Here is a 13919-nt window from a genome sequence, read left to right as displayed (position 1 = left end):
AAGCAGAACTTGAATTCCCTGTGTGGATTCAAGTATTTTACTTCGCTCAAACTACAGGTTTAATATTATGCTCTAATGAGAATTTCATCTCAATCGATTTTAATATCACCCCGAATTATATTTTTACGTAAGAAACGCGCGGGTGATAAAGCATAATGTAAATTTCTAGGCAAACAGCTCATTTCGTGATTGATTACCGAGGCGAGCCATTCTGCGCACAAGGGAATTGTTGTAAGGCCTCGAGAACCAAAGCCAGCACAGGCATAAAGTCCAGGATAATACGGCCCGGGTTGAGCTATCCAACGTTTTGCATTCGTTTCCAATCGAGCAAATTGCTCCACAAATTGTTCTGCTTCTGCAATTTTTCCAACTAAAGGAAGATAATCAGGAGTTGATGCCCTGACCCCTGCCCAATGAGTACTGACCTCATCAGACCATAAAATCTCTGGAGCCAATTGTTTAAGCTTAGCCAAATTACTCCGATCGTCGTGGGACTTTATTTGGGATTCTGCTGATTTTAACTCATAGGTAGCACCTAAGTGATGAATCCCCTGTATTGCAGGAAGCACATGCCCCTGACCACATAAGGGCAATTTTAAACAAGCGCTTTGTTCTGTTGATAAAATTGCTGTCATTTGTCCCCGAATGGGTTTAACAGGCAAATGCTTTGTCTCTTTAAACGAATTGATTTTATGACCATTAGCTAAAATGAGAACATCCGTTTCCAAATCATTCACCAACCATCGCCTATCAAAAATCAATTGGTTTATTACCGTATCAGTCAATAAGGAAATTCCTTCCGAATTAATTAAAAATTGACATAATTCTGGAGAGTTAATCCATCCTGATAGAGGAATATACAGACCGGGCTTATCTAACGAAAATCCTGCTAATTGCGAAGCCTGTTCTACATCTACGAGTGTACCTAACTCTGGATAATGAGCCAGCCAAGAACGTAAGCTGGATTGAGCCGCTTTTTCCTTATCAGAATAAGAAAGTAATAAAGAACCATTTAACTCACCAATTTTTGTTTGCTTTAAGATGTATTGATAAGTTCGTACTGCATATAAAAATGCAGCTAACATAAATTGAGTCAAAGGAGAACTATAAGCAGATAGTTTAGGAAATAAAACCGCTTGCTGATTTGCTGATCCACCCCTCCCTATTTGACTTAATTCATCAATAATTGTTACCTTCCACCCTCGCTTATTAAGAGCATGTGCTGTAAAACAACCTGCCAGGCCAGCACCTATAATCACAGCTGATTTACTGGGGTGTTTTTCCGCTTTCCCTACATGCCACGGAGTGTGACGTTTTGCAGCATTTAGTGGTGATATTTTAACTAAACGAGCGCAAACCATATGACGTTTTGGTCCAAACCCTTTTCTTTTTTTAACAATAAATCCATGCTGGCTTAAACTTGTTTTAACCGAACCGGAAGCTGTATAAGTTGCTAAGGTTGTTCCTTCTTTAGACAACATGGCAATTACTTTCATTAAAGCATCAGACCACATACTTTGATTTTTGGCTGGAGCAAAACCATCAAGAAACCATGCGTCAATAAAAGCTGTTCTGAGTTGACTCTCAAGCAAAGGCTCGCCACAAATTAATAGCTGTTCATAGCATTCCAGTGCATCTCCTAACATTAATGTCAAAGTCACTCTACCGTCACAAAATGAAAGATGGTGATATCCGGGAGTTAATACAGGATAACTTGCTATAAATTGCTGGGCTTGCTTTTCCAATTGTGGCCAGAAAGCAAGACTTTTCGTTATGTCTGCAAGAGACAAAGGATACTTTTCACAGGAAATAAAATGTAATTGACATGACTTAGGAGCATATTGTTCCCACAAATTCCAACTTACAAGGAAATTCAAGCCAATTCCAAAACCAGTTTCTGCTATGGTAAATCGTTGCGGCTCATCAGTGGAAAAAGATTGCCAACGCTTGGTTAAGTCATTTCCATCAATGAATACATAAAGTGCTTGATCAATCCCACCTTCGGAAGAGTGATAAATATCATCATATTGTGTCGAGAAAGGCAAAGTTCCATGCCACTCCAACTCTGCCTTATTAATCGGTACAAAAAAATTACTCACATACAACCACTCGATTCGTAGCCATCCCTTTGGCTTCTTGTAATTCAGTTGGCTTTTTTTCCTGGATTAACTCCCGTAGCTTGGGAACCATGACAAAAAGGACAATTGAAGATCCAATTGCAAATAAACCTAACATTAAAAACACGTGGCTGTAACCATCATTAGTTATTAGAGGTGAAACACTCTCTTGTCCTTCAATCATCATGTTTGAACTGTAGCTCGACAAGGCCGCACCCACGCCCGTATTTAACATCCACATTCCCATCATCACACCTTGTAATGATGGAGGCGCTAAATATCCTATCATAGCATAACCAATAGGGGATATTAAAAGTTCACCAATGCTCTGCAAAGTATAACTCAAAACAATCCAACCGGGATTCACTAACCCTTCATAATTGGCATAAGCGATACCAATAGGTAATATTGCAAAAGCAATACCAATAAAAAGCAATGCCAATGCAAATTGAGTAGGAATATTAATTTGTACCCCATTTTTGCGCATCTTATGCAGCAAAATGCCTAATAATGGCCCTCCAATAACAATAGCTACTGTATTAATATTTTGGAACCATTGCGGTGGAATTACCCAGCTTGCATAATCACGCTGTACATTATGGTCAATAAAGACCGTAAGACCCATGGGTGCTATTTGATAAAGCATCCAAAAGACAGTCCCCACAATCATAAGTACAGCAAAAGCAACTATTTTATCTCGTGCTTCTTTTGATGGTTGTTGTCTTGCCAAATACAAAATTACACCCAGCATTACTATTCCTGTTACCAATACCAATTTTTTAGCCCAATCTGCATATTGAAGCATTTCGCTTAAAAGGAATGGGAGTATCATTATCAGAAGAATACCTAAAAGAATGGCTTTTTTTTGAGACATCTTGTCTTTTCTAGAAAAAATCGTTTCTTTATCTGATAATTGCTGCCAACAATACAAACAAATAATTAATGCAATCAAATTCCCCAAGCTACTAAGAAGGAAAAGTCGTTCATAATTCTGAGTAAGCTGAAATAATCCACTTAAACTAAAGCCCACAAAAAAACCAATATTCATACCCGCATAATTCATGAGAAATGCTGTTTCACGCCGAGTATCCTCTGGAGTGAAACGTTGAGTTAGCATGCAATTTAAACACGTAACATTCAAGCCAGAACCCGTTAAGAAAGCCGCCAAGCCATAATAAAGAAATGAAATATCACCAAATGACAATAGGATACAACCTATGATTTGCGCCACCATCCCTGCGCAAAACAATGCGCGATTAGAAAGCAAACGCCCTCCCCAAAAACCACCAAGCAAATGCAAACCGTAATTAAAAGCAATAAAAACACCCATGATGCTGTTCGCACTACTGATTTGAAGCCCTAACCGCCCTTCCATGTACAAAACAAGCGTTGAATAAAGAACACTGAAGCTTAACGTAGAAACAATCTGAATAAAAAAAAGAGGAACAATTCCTTGCGGCATTGATTGTATAAATTCCTTTTTGTTTGCCATGCTCGACATCATTTTACTTCCTTGTTAAAGAACGTCTTTGAATATGACATGTGAAAAAATTACTGTCTAGGCATTTTAAAAATTTATTTTTTTCTCATTTTTTTGCTCCATATTGTAGCCTGGGTGCAGCGCAGCGTAGCCCGATTTTCTCCATATAAATAACGCTATCAAACCCCGGGTTACGCTGCACTGCACTAGGCTACAAACACCCTCAGACCTATTGTCTTTTTAATTGCTGGAGAACTTCCTCTGCGGCCATTTGTGTTTTAATAATTTCGTTTTCTCCATGTGCGCTGGAAACAAATCCCGCCTCATACATGGAAGGAGCAAAATAAACACCTTTTCCTAACATTCCATGATAAAACTTTTTAAATAAAACCTCATCTGATGCAGCAATGTCCGCATAATCAGCAATATGTTTTTTTCCCGTAAAACAAAAGCCAAACATTCCACCTAATGAAGCACTAAAAAATGGGATATTTAGTGTTTCAGCGACAGAAGCCAATGCAAGAGTTAACGCTTGAGTTCTCTCACCTAATTTGGTAAAAAATCCTGGCTTTTCAATTTCAGATAAAGTTGCAAGACCCGCAGCCATGGCTAATGGATTACCTGATAGTGTACCTGCTTGATAAACAGGCCCCTCGGGAGCCAAAAAGGACATGATCTCTGCTCTCCCCCCTAACGCCCCGACAGGCATGCCCCCACCAATCACTTTACCAAGAGTAGTAATATCAGGAATAACTCCGAAGATCCCTTGGGCCCCTGTTAGCCCTACTCTAAAGCCAGTCATTACCTCATCAAAAATCAATAATGTTTTGTATTGATCACATAATTGACGCAATCCTTTCAGGAATTCGGGCTCAGGTAAAACAAATCCCATGTTTCCAGCTACAGGCTCCAATATTACTGCAGCAATATCATCAGGAAATTTTTCAAATAATTGTTCTGTTTGTTTTAGATCATTAAAATTTGCGGTTAGAGTATGCTCAGTAACACTTTGTGGAATTCCAGGAGTTGAAGGGATACCTAAGGTAAGGAGACCAGAACCTGCTTTAACTAACAAACTGTCGCTATGCCCATGATAACAACCATTAAATTTAATAAATTTATTTTTCTTGGTTACTCCACGAGCCAGCCTGATCGCAGTCATTGTTGCTTCAGTACCGGAATTCACCATGCGTACTTTCTCAATTGAAGGAATTAAAGAGATAATTTTTTCAGCCAATTGGACTTCAAGTTCAGTAGGTGCTCCAAAACTCATACCGCTATGCAGCACTTTATTCACTGCTTCTATTACAGCTGGATGGCAATGTCCAAGTATTAATGGTCCCCAAGAGCCAACATAATCGATATATTCATTATTATCTACATCAACAAGATAAGCGCCTTTACCTTGTTTAAAAAAAATAGGATCGCCGCCGACACCTTTAAAGGCTCGCACTGGTGAATTAACACCACCGGGGATAAGCTTTTGGGCTTGACGAAATAAATCTGTTGAACGAATCATAAAAATCTCCATAATTATGCGGTATAATATTACAGTCATTCTTAAAAATTGGCAAAGAAACACTTTATCTTTACATCGAAGCCCACAATAGATAAATTATGCGCTTTTAAACGAGTATTATTATGCAAGAATATAAAAAATACATTTGTGTCATCTGTGGCTTTATTTATGACGAAGCCGAAGGATGGCCTGAAGATGGAATTGAACCTGGTACGCGATGGGAAGATGTACCTGAAAACTGGTTCTGCCCAGATTGCGGTGCAGGTAAAGAAGATTTTGACATGGTTGAAATGGAATAAATCCTTGGCCAAGCACCTGACTCCTACCAGTTACATCTCTGAAAAACCAGTCCAACTCTGCTCCGACGTCCCACGGCTTGTCCGCGGGATCTAGGAGATCTACGTTAAATCACTGGACCCCGCGGACAAGCCGTGGCGCGTAGGCAAAGATGTGAGCAAGAGTTAGCTACAATACTGCGACACGGCACCCAGGGTATTCCTACGGCTTTACCACAACTAAGATCACAATCCCTATCAATAACAAAGTCGGCAATTCATTATAAATACGAAAAAAACGGGGGCTTTTTTGATTTTTATTCTGTGCAAATGCCTTTAAATAATGTCCACATAACAAATGATAAATCCATAAAATAACTACAAGACTCAATTTGGCATGCATCCATCCTGCCTTTAAGTAATAAGATGGATTATAACTAAGGAGCCATAACCCCAATAAAGTTGTCACTATTGCAGCAGGCCAAGTTATGCCATAGTAAAGTCTTTTTTCCATTATTTTAAAACGATTAAGACTTTTCTCATCTTGAGTATCGGCGTGATAAACAAATAATCTGGGTAAATAAAATAATCCAGCAAACCAGGCAACCATAGCAATAATATGAAACGCTTTAATATACAGCATAGTTAATTTCCTGAGCGATGCTTTCGTTTTTTCCGGGCATGTTTTACCAAATTCAGAGCCTCAACTCCCAGCGAAAAACCCATAGCAAAATATATATATCCCCGGGGAATATGGAAAGAAAATCCATCAGCAACGAGCACCATCCCAATTAGAATTAAGTAACTTAGTGCAAGCATTTTGATTGTGGGATATTCTTTAATAAATGCACTTACTGCTTCACTGGCAAAAACCATAATGAGAATAGCGCACGTAATTGCGACAGCCATTACCCAAAAGTGTGACGTTAATCCCACTGCAGTTAAGACGCTATCTAAAGAAAATATAATATCCATTAATGCAATTTGGAAAATAACCGCTTTAAAGGTTGTTTTAAATGCCGCTGTCTTCGGCTCACCCGTTAAAGCAGGCTCTGAAGTCACATCCTGATGAATCTCTTCTGTTGCTTTCCAAATTAGAAAAGCACCACCGCCTATGAGAAACAAATCACGCGCAGAAAACGACATATGAGCCACAGAAAGTAACGGCTTGGTCAATTTGATTAGATCAACTGCTACTCCTAACAAAATCAAACGCATGACCCAGGAAAGTGTAAGTCCCCAACGCCTTGCTTTTTTTCTCTGTTTGGGAGGTAATCTTTCAGACAAAATAGATAAAATAACCAGATTGTCAATTCCCAAAACAATTTCCAATATGATTAAAATGATTAAGCCTACTGTAACATCAATAAAATCCATCAAATCCTCTGATATCAGAAATTGAAAAAACATATAATATACTCTTAATCTGATATTTACCTATATTTTTCTGCAAAATCTACAGCATAAACTTTATTGAAAGCATGATGTTTATAAAGACAAAAGATTCACTTTATTCTTTTGCTTCGATATAATATCCACGTTATATTAATCTTGTGAGATACAGCGATCATCAAATTTATCAAAAAGCTGCTAAAAAGAAACAGAGCTCATGTGCAACCTGTTGCTTCAGCTTATATAATCCCAAGGAATAAACATTCCATTTCTAAAGCGGACATTAGTAGCAATGCGCTCAAGGTGCTTAACCGCTTAATTGGTGCTGGATTCCAAGCATACATCGTAGGAGGTAGTGTCAGGGATTTGCTGCTGCATAAAGCTCCGAAAGATTTTGATGTGGCTACGGATGCTACACCCAATCAAGTTAAAAGTTTATTTAGAAATGGACGAATTATAGGTCGGCGGTTCAAGCTGGTTCATATATTATTCCATCGCGAAATTATTGAAGTCGCTACCTTTAGAAGTCATGTAGCTATTGATGAAAGTCAACTAACAAATGAACGAGGTATGTTAGTTCGGGATAATGCTTATGGCTCACTTGATGAAGATGCTTGGAGACGTGATTTCACAATTAACTCACTGTACTACAATGTTAACGATTCATCGATTATTGATTTTACTGGTGGTGTACACGACGTTGAAGAAAAGCTCATTCGTATGATTGGTGATCCAATAAAACGTTATCAGGAAGACCCTGTACGCATGCTACGCGCCATTCGTTTTAGCGCAAAATTAAATTTCAAACTGGCACGAGAAACTGAAGCACCTTTTCCTGAGATTAGTCATCTTATTACTCATGTTTCCAACTCACGTTTATTTGATGAAATGACTAAGCTGTACCAATGTGGTAATGCAGTAGCAGTGCAAGGATTGCTCATAAAATATGGCTTATTTCAATATTTATGTCCTCAAACTCATGTTCTATTAAACAGTACCTATCCCGTAAATGCGTTATTAACAATCTCTCTCGAGAATACAGATACTCGTATTCATGAGGAAAAGCCAGTAACACCAGCATTTTTATTTGCAGTTCTTTTATGGTTTCCTATGATTGAGTGTGCAAAGGAGTTACAAGAATCCGGAATAGATCCACTTCCTTCTATAGAAAAGGCGATGTCAATTGTCCTTGCAGAGCAAAACAAAATAATTTCGATTCCTAAGCGCTATACCCAAATTATTCGTGAAATCTGGTTGTTGCAGTACCGTTTTGCCAAGAGACTAGGAGGAAGAGCCTTTAACCTTTTACAACATCCACGTTTTAGAGCAGCTTATGATTTTATGGCATTACGTGCTCTTGCAGGTGACGAATCCATGGAACTTGCACAATGGTGGACAGCATTTCAGGATGCAGACGAGGCAGAACAAACTGCAATGGTTGCGCAGCTCACACCTGACTTAACGAAACGAAAACGCCGTCGTAAAAAACCTAAAAGCATTAAAGCCAGTGATGACTCACAATGAATATTTGTTATTTAGGATTGGGATCTAATCAGTTCGTTCCCGAGCGTCAACTCCGAAAAGCAATTAAATCAATCAAAGCTTTGCACTCTACTGTTGTTACCAAAGTTTCATCCTTTTATTGGAACAAAGCCTGGGGATTAAAAGGCCAACAAGACTTTTGCAATGCAGTGATTGAGCTTTTTACTCTTTTATCTCCCTTAGAATTACTGAATGCATGCCAGAGAATTGAAAAAAAACAAGGACGTATTCGAAAAAAGCGTTGGGGGCCCAGAGTTATTGATATTGATATTCTCCTATATGCGAATCAAGTTATTCACTCCAAGAAATTGGTAATACCCCACCCATATATACAATCTAGAAATTTTGTTTTAATTCCTCTAATTGAAATAAATCCTAATTATAAGTTAAAGCCAACATCGGAATTCCATAAATAATCTTTTACTAATTAGCAAATCAGTTAATGCATAGGTCCGTTATCTAGAAGAAATACTTAATAATGCCATAATGGCAAACTAAATTATTTCAAATTTTATGAGGTAAAATAGGTACTTATATCAAGGAATCGACTATTATTTAGAATAATAAACTCAATTGTGAGGCTGCTATGTATAAGAATATTTTATTTGCTACGGATTTGCTTAAAGAACATAATCATCTCACAGAAAAAGCAATCGCGATTGCAAAACAATTTGACGCTAAATTATACCTGTTACATGTTATTGAACTGCCTGCAAGTTTTCAGTTGGCCCAAGGACTTGGTTTTACAGAATTAGCCAACCCAGCCAAAGATGATGCACAGACTGTATTATCTTTAATAGGAGAAAATTTTAATATTCCACGTGAGCAACAATTTGTTGAGGTAGGCTCGGTTAAAGAGCATATTTTTAGCAAAGTGAAAGAGCTAAATTGTCAACTTATTATTATTGGGAGTCATTCTTCTATAGGTTTGCACTCATTTTTGGGCAGTACAGCACATGCTGCAGTCAATCATGCTCCATGTGATGTAGTAACTTTACGGATTTAAAAAATAAGTTTTCTGTACTGTTAGTAATTATGCCAATACCCTTTCTTGATGCCTTTAACAGGCTCCAAATATATTTTGTCCACAAAAAATATTTTTGATGGATTTGGGGTCTTTTCAAGGCCAATCATATGCTAATGATTTCAGCTAGACTAATTAACGTTCTTTTTAATTTAATTCTTACCATATAGATGATATAATTATCCAATAGTGTAAAAATATGTTACTTTGGTTTTAGGTATATGCGATATAAATACGATCAAGATAGTTTTACTTGCAAAAAACCTGAATTTTTCATGGCAGTGTGTGGCTATAAAAATCACTCTTATATGATAATAGGTGTTAAGGATTCTGAAACACAAGAACAATTTGTAATTGGAATGTTTGGTCGTAGGGGTGGGCTTCTAGGAACATATTTAACTAATGAACGAATGCCAAAAAAAAGTCAAAGTCTTATTGACATCCAAGCGTTTTCTATTTCACAAAGTCAATATAGAAGTCTTATTAAATTCCTGCAGGAGATGAAAATATCTCATAAAGCCAATGCCGCAGCCTTCGCTGTCCCTTCAAATTGGGTGAATGATACCGGAGATCCTTCAGAGCAAGATGAAATAAGATTTACCTGGTTAGACCATATAGCAACCTCAAAAAAAAATAGAATCCAAGATCTTGATCTATCCGATTTAGATGGAAATACTCATTATGATCCAGAACAAATCAGACAAGGAATTGCATTAGATAATAACTGCAGAACAGCTGCAAAACATCTAACTCAAGCCACGATGAGCGCAGAATCATTACCTAATGTCTCTTCATTTTTTCTTAGATCGCTTCCATTTAAAGCGCACTTAAGTAACGGCAAGATAAGTGACAAATTATTTATATATCCCCCACCCCCTCCAGTGTTAAAAAATCCAGAAAACAAGCAAGAGTGGGAAATTTTGAACCGCATGTATAAAAGGATGGATAAAATAGCGAAGTCTGGTTCAAGTAAGGGCATGGACGAAAGTTATAAAAAATTTGAATTATTAAAAATTCTTTATCAACAACAATACGATAAATTAACAGGTGGTAAACATAATTTACACGATTTAATGGATGATATTAAACAGTACATTGAGCACGAAGCAAATGCTCAAATTATTGATACGCCACGAAACAGCTTTTTCCATTTCAAAACGTCTACAAGAAAAATGTTTGAGCAAATTCAAAAAGAAAATCCCGTTTCAGATCTAGGTCCTGCTAAGAAATAGCGATACTAACGCAAATAGCACTTATTTTTTTCCTTTTGATCGCTTTTTAACATGACTCATTAATCTTCTTTTCTTATTCACCTGGCGCTGTGATAATTTAACTTTTTTATTGGCAAAAGGATTTGTTCCGCCTTTAAACTCCAATTTTAAAGGCGTTCCGATTAATCCCAGATGTTTAATAAATTCATTATTCAGATAACGTTTGTAGCTATCCGGTAAATCAGCCAATTGATTCCCATGAATTACAATTACTGGTGGGTTGTGGCCTCCAAGATGGGCATACCTCAATTTTATCCTGCGACCATTCACACAAGGAGGGGTATGTTTCGTGCTGATATCTTGAAGTAAACGAGTTAACCGTGGCGTTGAAAAAGATTGAATGGCTGAAGCATAAGCTTCATTTATATCTTTAAATAATCCCCCAACACCACTGCCATGCAAGGCCGAAATAAACCTAATTTTGGCAAAATTCGCAAAATGCAATCTTCTGGACAATTCGCTTTTTACATTTTCCTTATGCTCTTCATCCAAGCCATCCCATTTATTCACTGCAATAACCAGTGCTTTACCTGATTCAATAATAAACCCAAGCAAATTCATATCCTGATCAGTAATTCCTTCTCTAGCATCCAGAACTTGCAAGCATACATTGGATTCTTCAATAGCTTGAAGCGTTTTGATCACAGAGAATTTTTCTATTTTTTCATCAACTCGGGATTTTCTACGAACGCCTGCAGTGTCAATCAAAATGTAGTTCTGTTCATCCCTGATAAAAGGAATTGCAATACTGTCTCTGGTTGTACCAGGCATATCATAAACAACGACTCGTTCCTCACCCAGAATTCGATTAATTAAAGTTGATTTTCCAACATTAGGGCGGCCAGCAAAGGCAATTTTAATTACATTATCTTCTTCATTTTTATCTGCTTGTGCTGCAAATGGCGATAAAACATCATCCAGCAATGCGCTTATACCACTGCCATGTGATGAAGAAATAGAGTGAGTATCAGCAATTCCTAACCCATGGAAATCGGCACAAGCAACATCATCATCCAGCCCTTCGGTTTTATTAACAACAAGGTGGACTTTTTTATTTAATTTACGCAAATTGCTAGCAATTTTTTCATCTATTCCAGTCAAACCAGCTCGTCCATCAACCAAAAAAAGCACAATATCAGCCTCACTAAGCGCTATCTCCGATTGTTTGGACATTAAATTATCAACAGCAATATCATCAACACCTATGCCGCCAGTGTCAACAACGATATAGTGTTTGTTTTCATGTTGAGCTTGACCATACTGTCTGTCACGAGTTAAACCAGGAAAGTCCGCAACAAGTGCGTCTTGAGTCTTGGTAAGTCTATTAAATAAAGTAGACTTACCAACATTAGGGCGTCCAACAAGTGCAATCACAGGGATCATTTATTAACTCACAGATAATTGATTAAGCATTCCGTTGTCTGTTGACACAAATAACTTTCTTCCAACTACGCTTGGAGAAATACTGACACCTGCAGAAACCTTTGTGCGAGCTATAATTTCACCTGTTTGAGCATCAATAAAATGTAGATAACCGGTTTTATCACCTACTACTAAATCATTTTTTATTAACGCAGGTTCAGTTAATATTCTTGCCTTTAGACCAGTCTGTTTCCAATTAACTTGACCATTACGTTTATCAATGGACCAAATGACATCATGACTGTCTGTTACATATAAGGTATTACCGCTTAAAACCATATTCTTATATACGGAACTTGGTTTTCTCCAAATAAATTGTCCATCTGACAAAGACAGTGCCCCTATATAACCTTGATAGCTGGCGAGATAAACCACATTATTTTCTACAATTGGATCAGCATCAATATCAACCAATCGTTCCACGTCGCTTGGACCTGATGCATAAGCAATGCTGCGTTGCCACATAACACGGCCTGTTTTTACATCCAGGGCATCTAATTTTCCATCAGAAAAACCAATCAACACCAAATTTCCCATGCCAACGGGTGATGAGCTTGCCTTCAAGATTAAACTGGGTGAACCATGTTCTGCCATCCATATTTGTTTTCCGTCTGCTGCATTAAATGCGTAAACTTTGCCGTCAATCGTCTTCACGATAACTTTTCCACCTAAGATAGCCGGTGGTGATAAAATTTCACCAGTAACCTTTTTGTGCCATAATTTATTACCGTTGTTTTTATTTAATACAACCAATGACGAGTTATTGGTACCCAAAACGATATATCCACTGGCTACAGCAGGGCCGCTAACCAAACCATGTTTCAATGCCGTAGTCCATTTCACCTCGCCATTATGCTTATTAATAGCACGAACTAATCCACTGGCATCAGCGGTATAAATAACTCCGCTCTTAACTACTGGTTTCAGCCTTAAATATTCTTTATTTTTTGATGATTTACCAGCAGACACCGCCCAATTTTGCTCAACTTTAATTTTATCCTTTATTAGCTTGAGTTCTTTGGGTTTTGGCGTGTTGTCTTTGCCCAACATATAGTCATCAAGTTTTGAACATCCTTGAACTAAGGCACAGAGAATTAAAATAAATAATTTCATTTTCATGAAAATTAAACCTCAACTTTTACAAAATGTATCAATAAAAAATCATCTATTACGTCCACAAGTAGGACTAATAGTAGTTATACAGACTTTACCTTTTTATCTCCAGAAATCATTGAGTGCGATTTACTGGCTATCTCATTAGTTTTCATTTCTAAAAATAGATTACCCATTCCATTATTTTTTACTTCATCTAAAGCCAGTTTATAGGAGCTCATAGCTTCCTGATATTGGCCTGTAGATCCATAAATGTCGCCTTTTAATTCATTAATAACTGGTAAATAAGTTTTATCATCGATGCTGCTTAATTCATTAAGAGCATTTGTATAAGACTTCTCAGCTGCAAAGATACGCGCCATACGAATTTTAGCAATTTGCTTTAAAGCCGGCATTTTACTATTTGCAGCAACCGCCTTCAGCTCATCTGTAGCTTTATCCAGTTTATTTTTTGAGACATAGATTTTTGCAAGTGTCAGATGCGCCGCATCAGCGTAAACTGTACTACTATGCTGATGAATCAACTCATTAGCATAGGCTCTTACCCCTTTGATATTTTGGTTTGAAAGAGCAACCATCATTTGCTCATAGGCCACAGAAGCTTGTTGAGTAATCTTTGCTTGATGCCAATGCAAATATCGATAGCCGGCAATACCAAAGAGTATAAGCGATAATACTACGGTGACAAGATTACCGTATTGCTTCCACCATTTCTTTATCGATTCTAGTTGTTCCTCTTCAGTCATATACACTGACATAACATT

At 37.5% G+C, this 13919-nt stretch carries 13 protein-coding genes; 5 read left to right on the top strand and 8 right to left on the bottom strand.

All coding sequences use genetic code 11. The annotated features are described in order from the left end of the window. Positions 1-89 precede the first annotated feature (89 nt). From mnmC to hemL, 3 genes are all read right to left on the bottom strand, one after another. On the bottom strand, positions 90-2099 hold the full coding sequence (gene mnmC / locus LXO92_RS10770; protein WP_232890963.1) for a bifunctional tRNA (5-methylaminomethyl-2-thiouridine)(34)-methyltransferase MnmC2/FAD-dependent 5-carboxymethylaminomethyl-2-thiouridine(34) oxidoreductase MnmC1: 2010 nt from the start codon (positions 2097-2099) through the stop codon (positions 90-92). After that, on the bottom strand, positions 2092-3618 hold the full coding sequence (locus LXO92_RS10765; protein WP_232891096.1) for a peptide MFS transporter: 1527 nt from the start codon (positions 3616-3618) through the stop codon (positions 2092-2094). Before LXO92_RS10765 ends, mnmC begins: the two co-directional genes overlap by 8 nt. Positions 3619-3826: 208 nt before the next feature. Then, a complete protein-coding gene (gene hemL / locus LXO92_RS10760) occupies positions 3827-5116 on the bottom strand; it encodes a glutamate-1-semialdehyde 2,1-aminomutase (RefSeq protein WP_182352704.1) in 1290 nt (429 codons plus the stop codon). A gap of 122 nt (positions 5117-5238) precedes the next feature. Between hemL and LXO92_RS10755 the strand changes: the two genes are divergently transcribed. Further along, on the top strand, positions 5239-5415 hold the full coding sequence (locus LXO92_RS10755; protein WP_019232400.1) for a rubredoxin: 177 nt from the start codon (positions 5239-5241) through the stop codon (positions 5413-5415). 199 nt (positions 5416-5614) lie between these two features. On the opposite strand, the gene hemJ is transcribed toward LXO92_RS10755, so the two are convergent. Both hemJ and LXO92_RS10745 read right to left on the bottom strand, forming a co-directional pair. Beyond that, positions 5615-6034: a protoporphyrinogen oxidase HemJ gene (gene hemJ, locus LXO92_RS10750; protein WP_182352703.1), complete on the bottom strand. Its 420-nt coding sequence runs from the start codon at positions 6032-6034 to the stop codon at positions 5615-5617. 2 nt (positions 6035-6036) lie between these two features. Further along, entirely contained in the window at positions 6037-6768 is a 732-nt protein-coding gene (locus LXO92_RS10745) for a TerC family protein (protein WP_182352810.1), read from the bottom strand. Between the two features lie 210 nt (positions 6769-6978). Here LXO92_RS10745 and pcnB point away from each other — a divergent pair, with 210 nt between their 5' ends. The 4 genes from pcnB to LXO92_RS10725 all read left to right on the top strand — a co-directional run bounded on the left by pcnB (position 6979) and on the right by LXO92_RS10725 (position 10581). Beyond that, the gene (gene pcnB, locus LXO92_RS10740; RefSeq protein ID WP_182352809.1) at positions 6979-8307 is read left to right on the top strand and encodes a polynucleotide adenylyltransferase PcnB; all 1329 of its coding nucleotides are present in this window, start codon (positions 6979-6981) and stop codon (positions 8305-8307) included. Next, the gene (gene folK / locus LXO92_RS10735; RefSeq protein WP_182352702.1) at positions 8304-8741 is read left to right on the top strand and encodes a 2-amino-4-hydroxy-6-hydroxymethyldihydropteridine diphosphokinase; all 438 of its coding nucleotides are present in this window, start codon (positions 8304-8306) and stop codon (positions 8739-8741) included. The genes pcnB and folK overlap by 4 nt, the downstream gene beginning before the upstream one ends. A gap of 170 nt (positions 8742-8911) precedes the next feature. Further along, entirely contained in the window at positions 8912-9331 is a 420-nt protein-coding gene (locus LXO92_RS10730) for a universal stress protein (RefSeq protein ID WP_182352701.1), read from the top strand. Between the two features lie 239 nt (positions 9332-9570). Then, the gene (locus LXO92_RS10725) at positions 9571-10581 is read left to right on the top strand and encodes a hypothetical protein (protein WP_232890962.1); all 1011 of its coding nucleotides are present in this window, start codon (positions 9571-9573) and stop codon (positions 10579-10581) included. A 21-nt stretch (positions 10582-10602) separates the two neighbouring features. On the opposite strand, the gene der is transcribed toward LXO92_RS10725, so the two are convergent. The 3 genes from der to LXO92_RS10710 form a co-directional block, all read right to left on the bottom strand. After that, entirely contained in the window at positions 10603-12003 is a 1401-nt protein-coding gene (gene der / locus LXO92_RS10720; protein ID WP_182352699.1) for a ribosome biogenesis GTPase Der, read from the bottom strand. Positions 12004-12006: 3 nt separating this feature from the next. Further along, positions 12007-13161 carry an outer membrane protein assembly factor BamB gene (gene bamB, locus LXO92_RS10715; RefSeq protein WP_182352698.1) on the bottom strand — a complete coding sequence of 385 codons (1155 nt, stop codon included), beginning with the start codon at positions 13159-13161 and terminating at the stop codon, positions 12007-12009. A gap of 77 nt (positions 13162-13238) precedes the next feature. Continuing rightward, positions 13239-13913 (bottom strand): YfgM family protein, encoded by a 675-nt coding sequence (locus tag LXO92_RS10710; protein ID WP_182352697.1) that lies wholly within the window; start codon positions 13911-13913, stop codon positions 13239-13241. Positions 13914-13919 lie beyond the last annotated feature (6 nt).

The organism is Legionella resiliens, from assembly GCF_021344005.1.
In the GTDB taxonomy this organism is placed as follows: Bacteria; Pseudomonadota; Gammaproteobacteria; order Legionellales; family Legionellaceae; genus Legionella; species Legionella resiliens.
This window is presented reverse-complemented; position numbering and strand designations above follow the sequence as displayed.

Excerpts from the sequence above, each read along its gene's own strand:
- LXO92_RS10765 (WP_232891096.1), bottom strand. The coding sequence starts at position 3,618 with ATGTCGAGCATGGCAAACAAAAAGGAATTTATACAATCAATGCCGCAA.
- hemL (WP_182352704.1), bottom strand. The coding sequence starts at position 5,116 with ATGATTCGTTCAACAGATTTATTTCGTCAAGCCCAAAAGCTTATCCCC.
- LXO92_RS10755 (WP_019232400.1), top strand. The coding sequence starts at position 5,239 with ATGCAAGAATATAAAAAATACATTTGTGTCATCTGTGGCTTTATTTAT.
- hemJ (WP_182352703.1), bottom strand. The coding sequence starts at position 6,034 with ATGCTGTATATTAAAGCGTTTCATATTATTGCTATGGTTGCCTGGTTT.
- LXO92_RS10745 (WP_182352810.1), bottom strand. The coding sequence starts at position 6,768 with ATGGATTTTATTGATGTTACAGTAGGCTTAATCATTTTAATCATATTG.
- folK (WP_182352702.1), top strand. The coding sequence starts at position 8,304 with ATGAATATTTGTTATTTAGGATTGGGATCTAATCAGTTCGTTCCCGAG.
- LXO92_RS10730 (WP_182352701.1), top strand. The coding sequence starts at position 8,912 with ATGTATAAGAATATTTTATTTGCTACGGATTTGCTTAAAGAACATAAT.
- LXO92_RS10725 (WP_232890962.1), top strand. The coding sequence starts at position 9,571 with ATGCGATATAAATACGATCAAGATAGTTTTACTTGCAAAAAACCTGAA.
- der (WP_182352699.1), bottom strand. The coding sequence starts at position 12,003 with ATGATCCCTGTGATTGCACTTGTTGGACGCCCTAATGTTGGTAAGTCT.
- bamB (WP_182352698.1), bottom strand. The coding sequence starts at position 13,161 with ATGAAAATGAAATTATTTATTTTAATTCTCTGTGCCTTAGTTCAAGGA.
- LXO92_RS10710 (WP_182352697.1), bottom strand. The coding sequence starts at position 13,913 with ATGTCAGTGTATATGACTGAAGAGGAACAACTAGAATCGATAAAGAAA.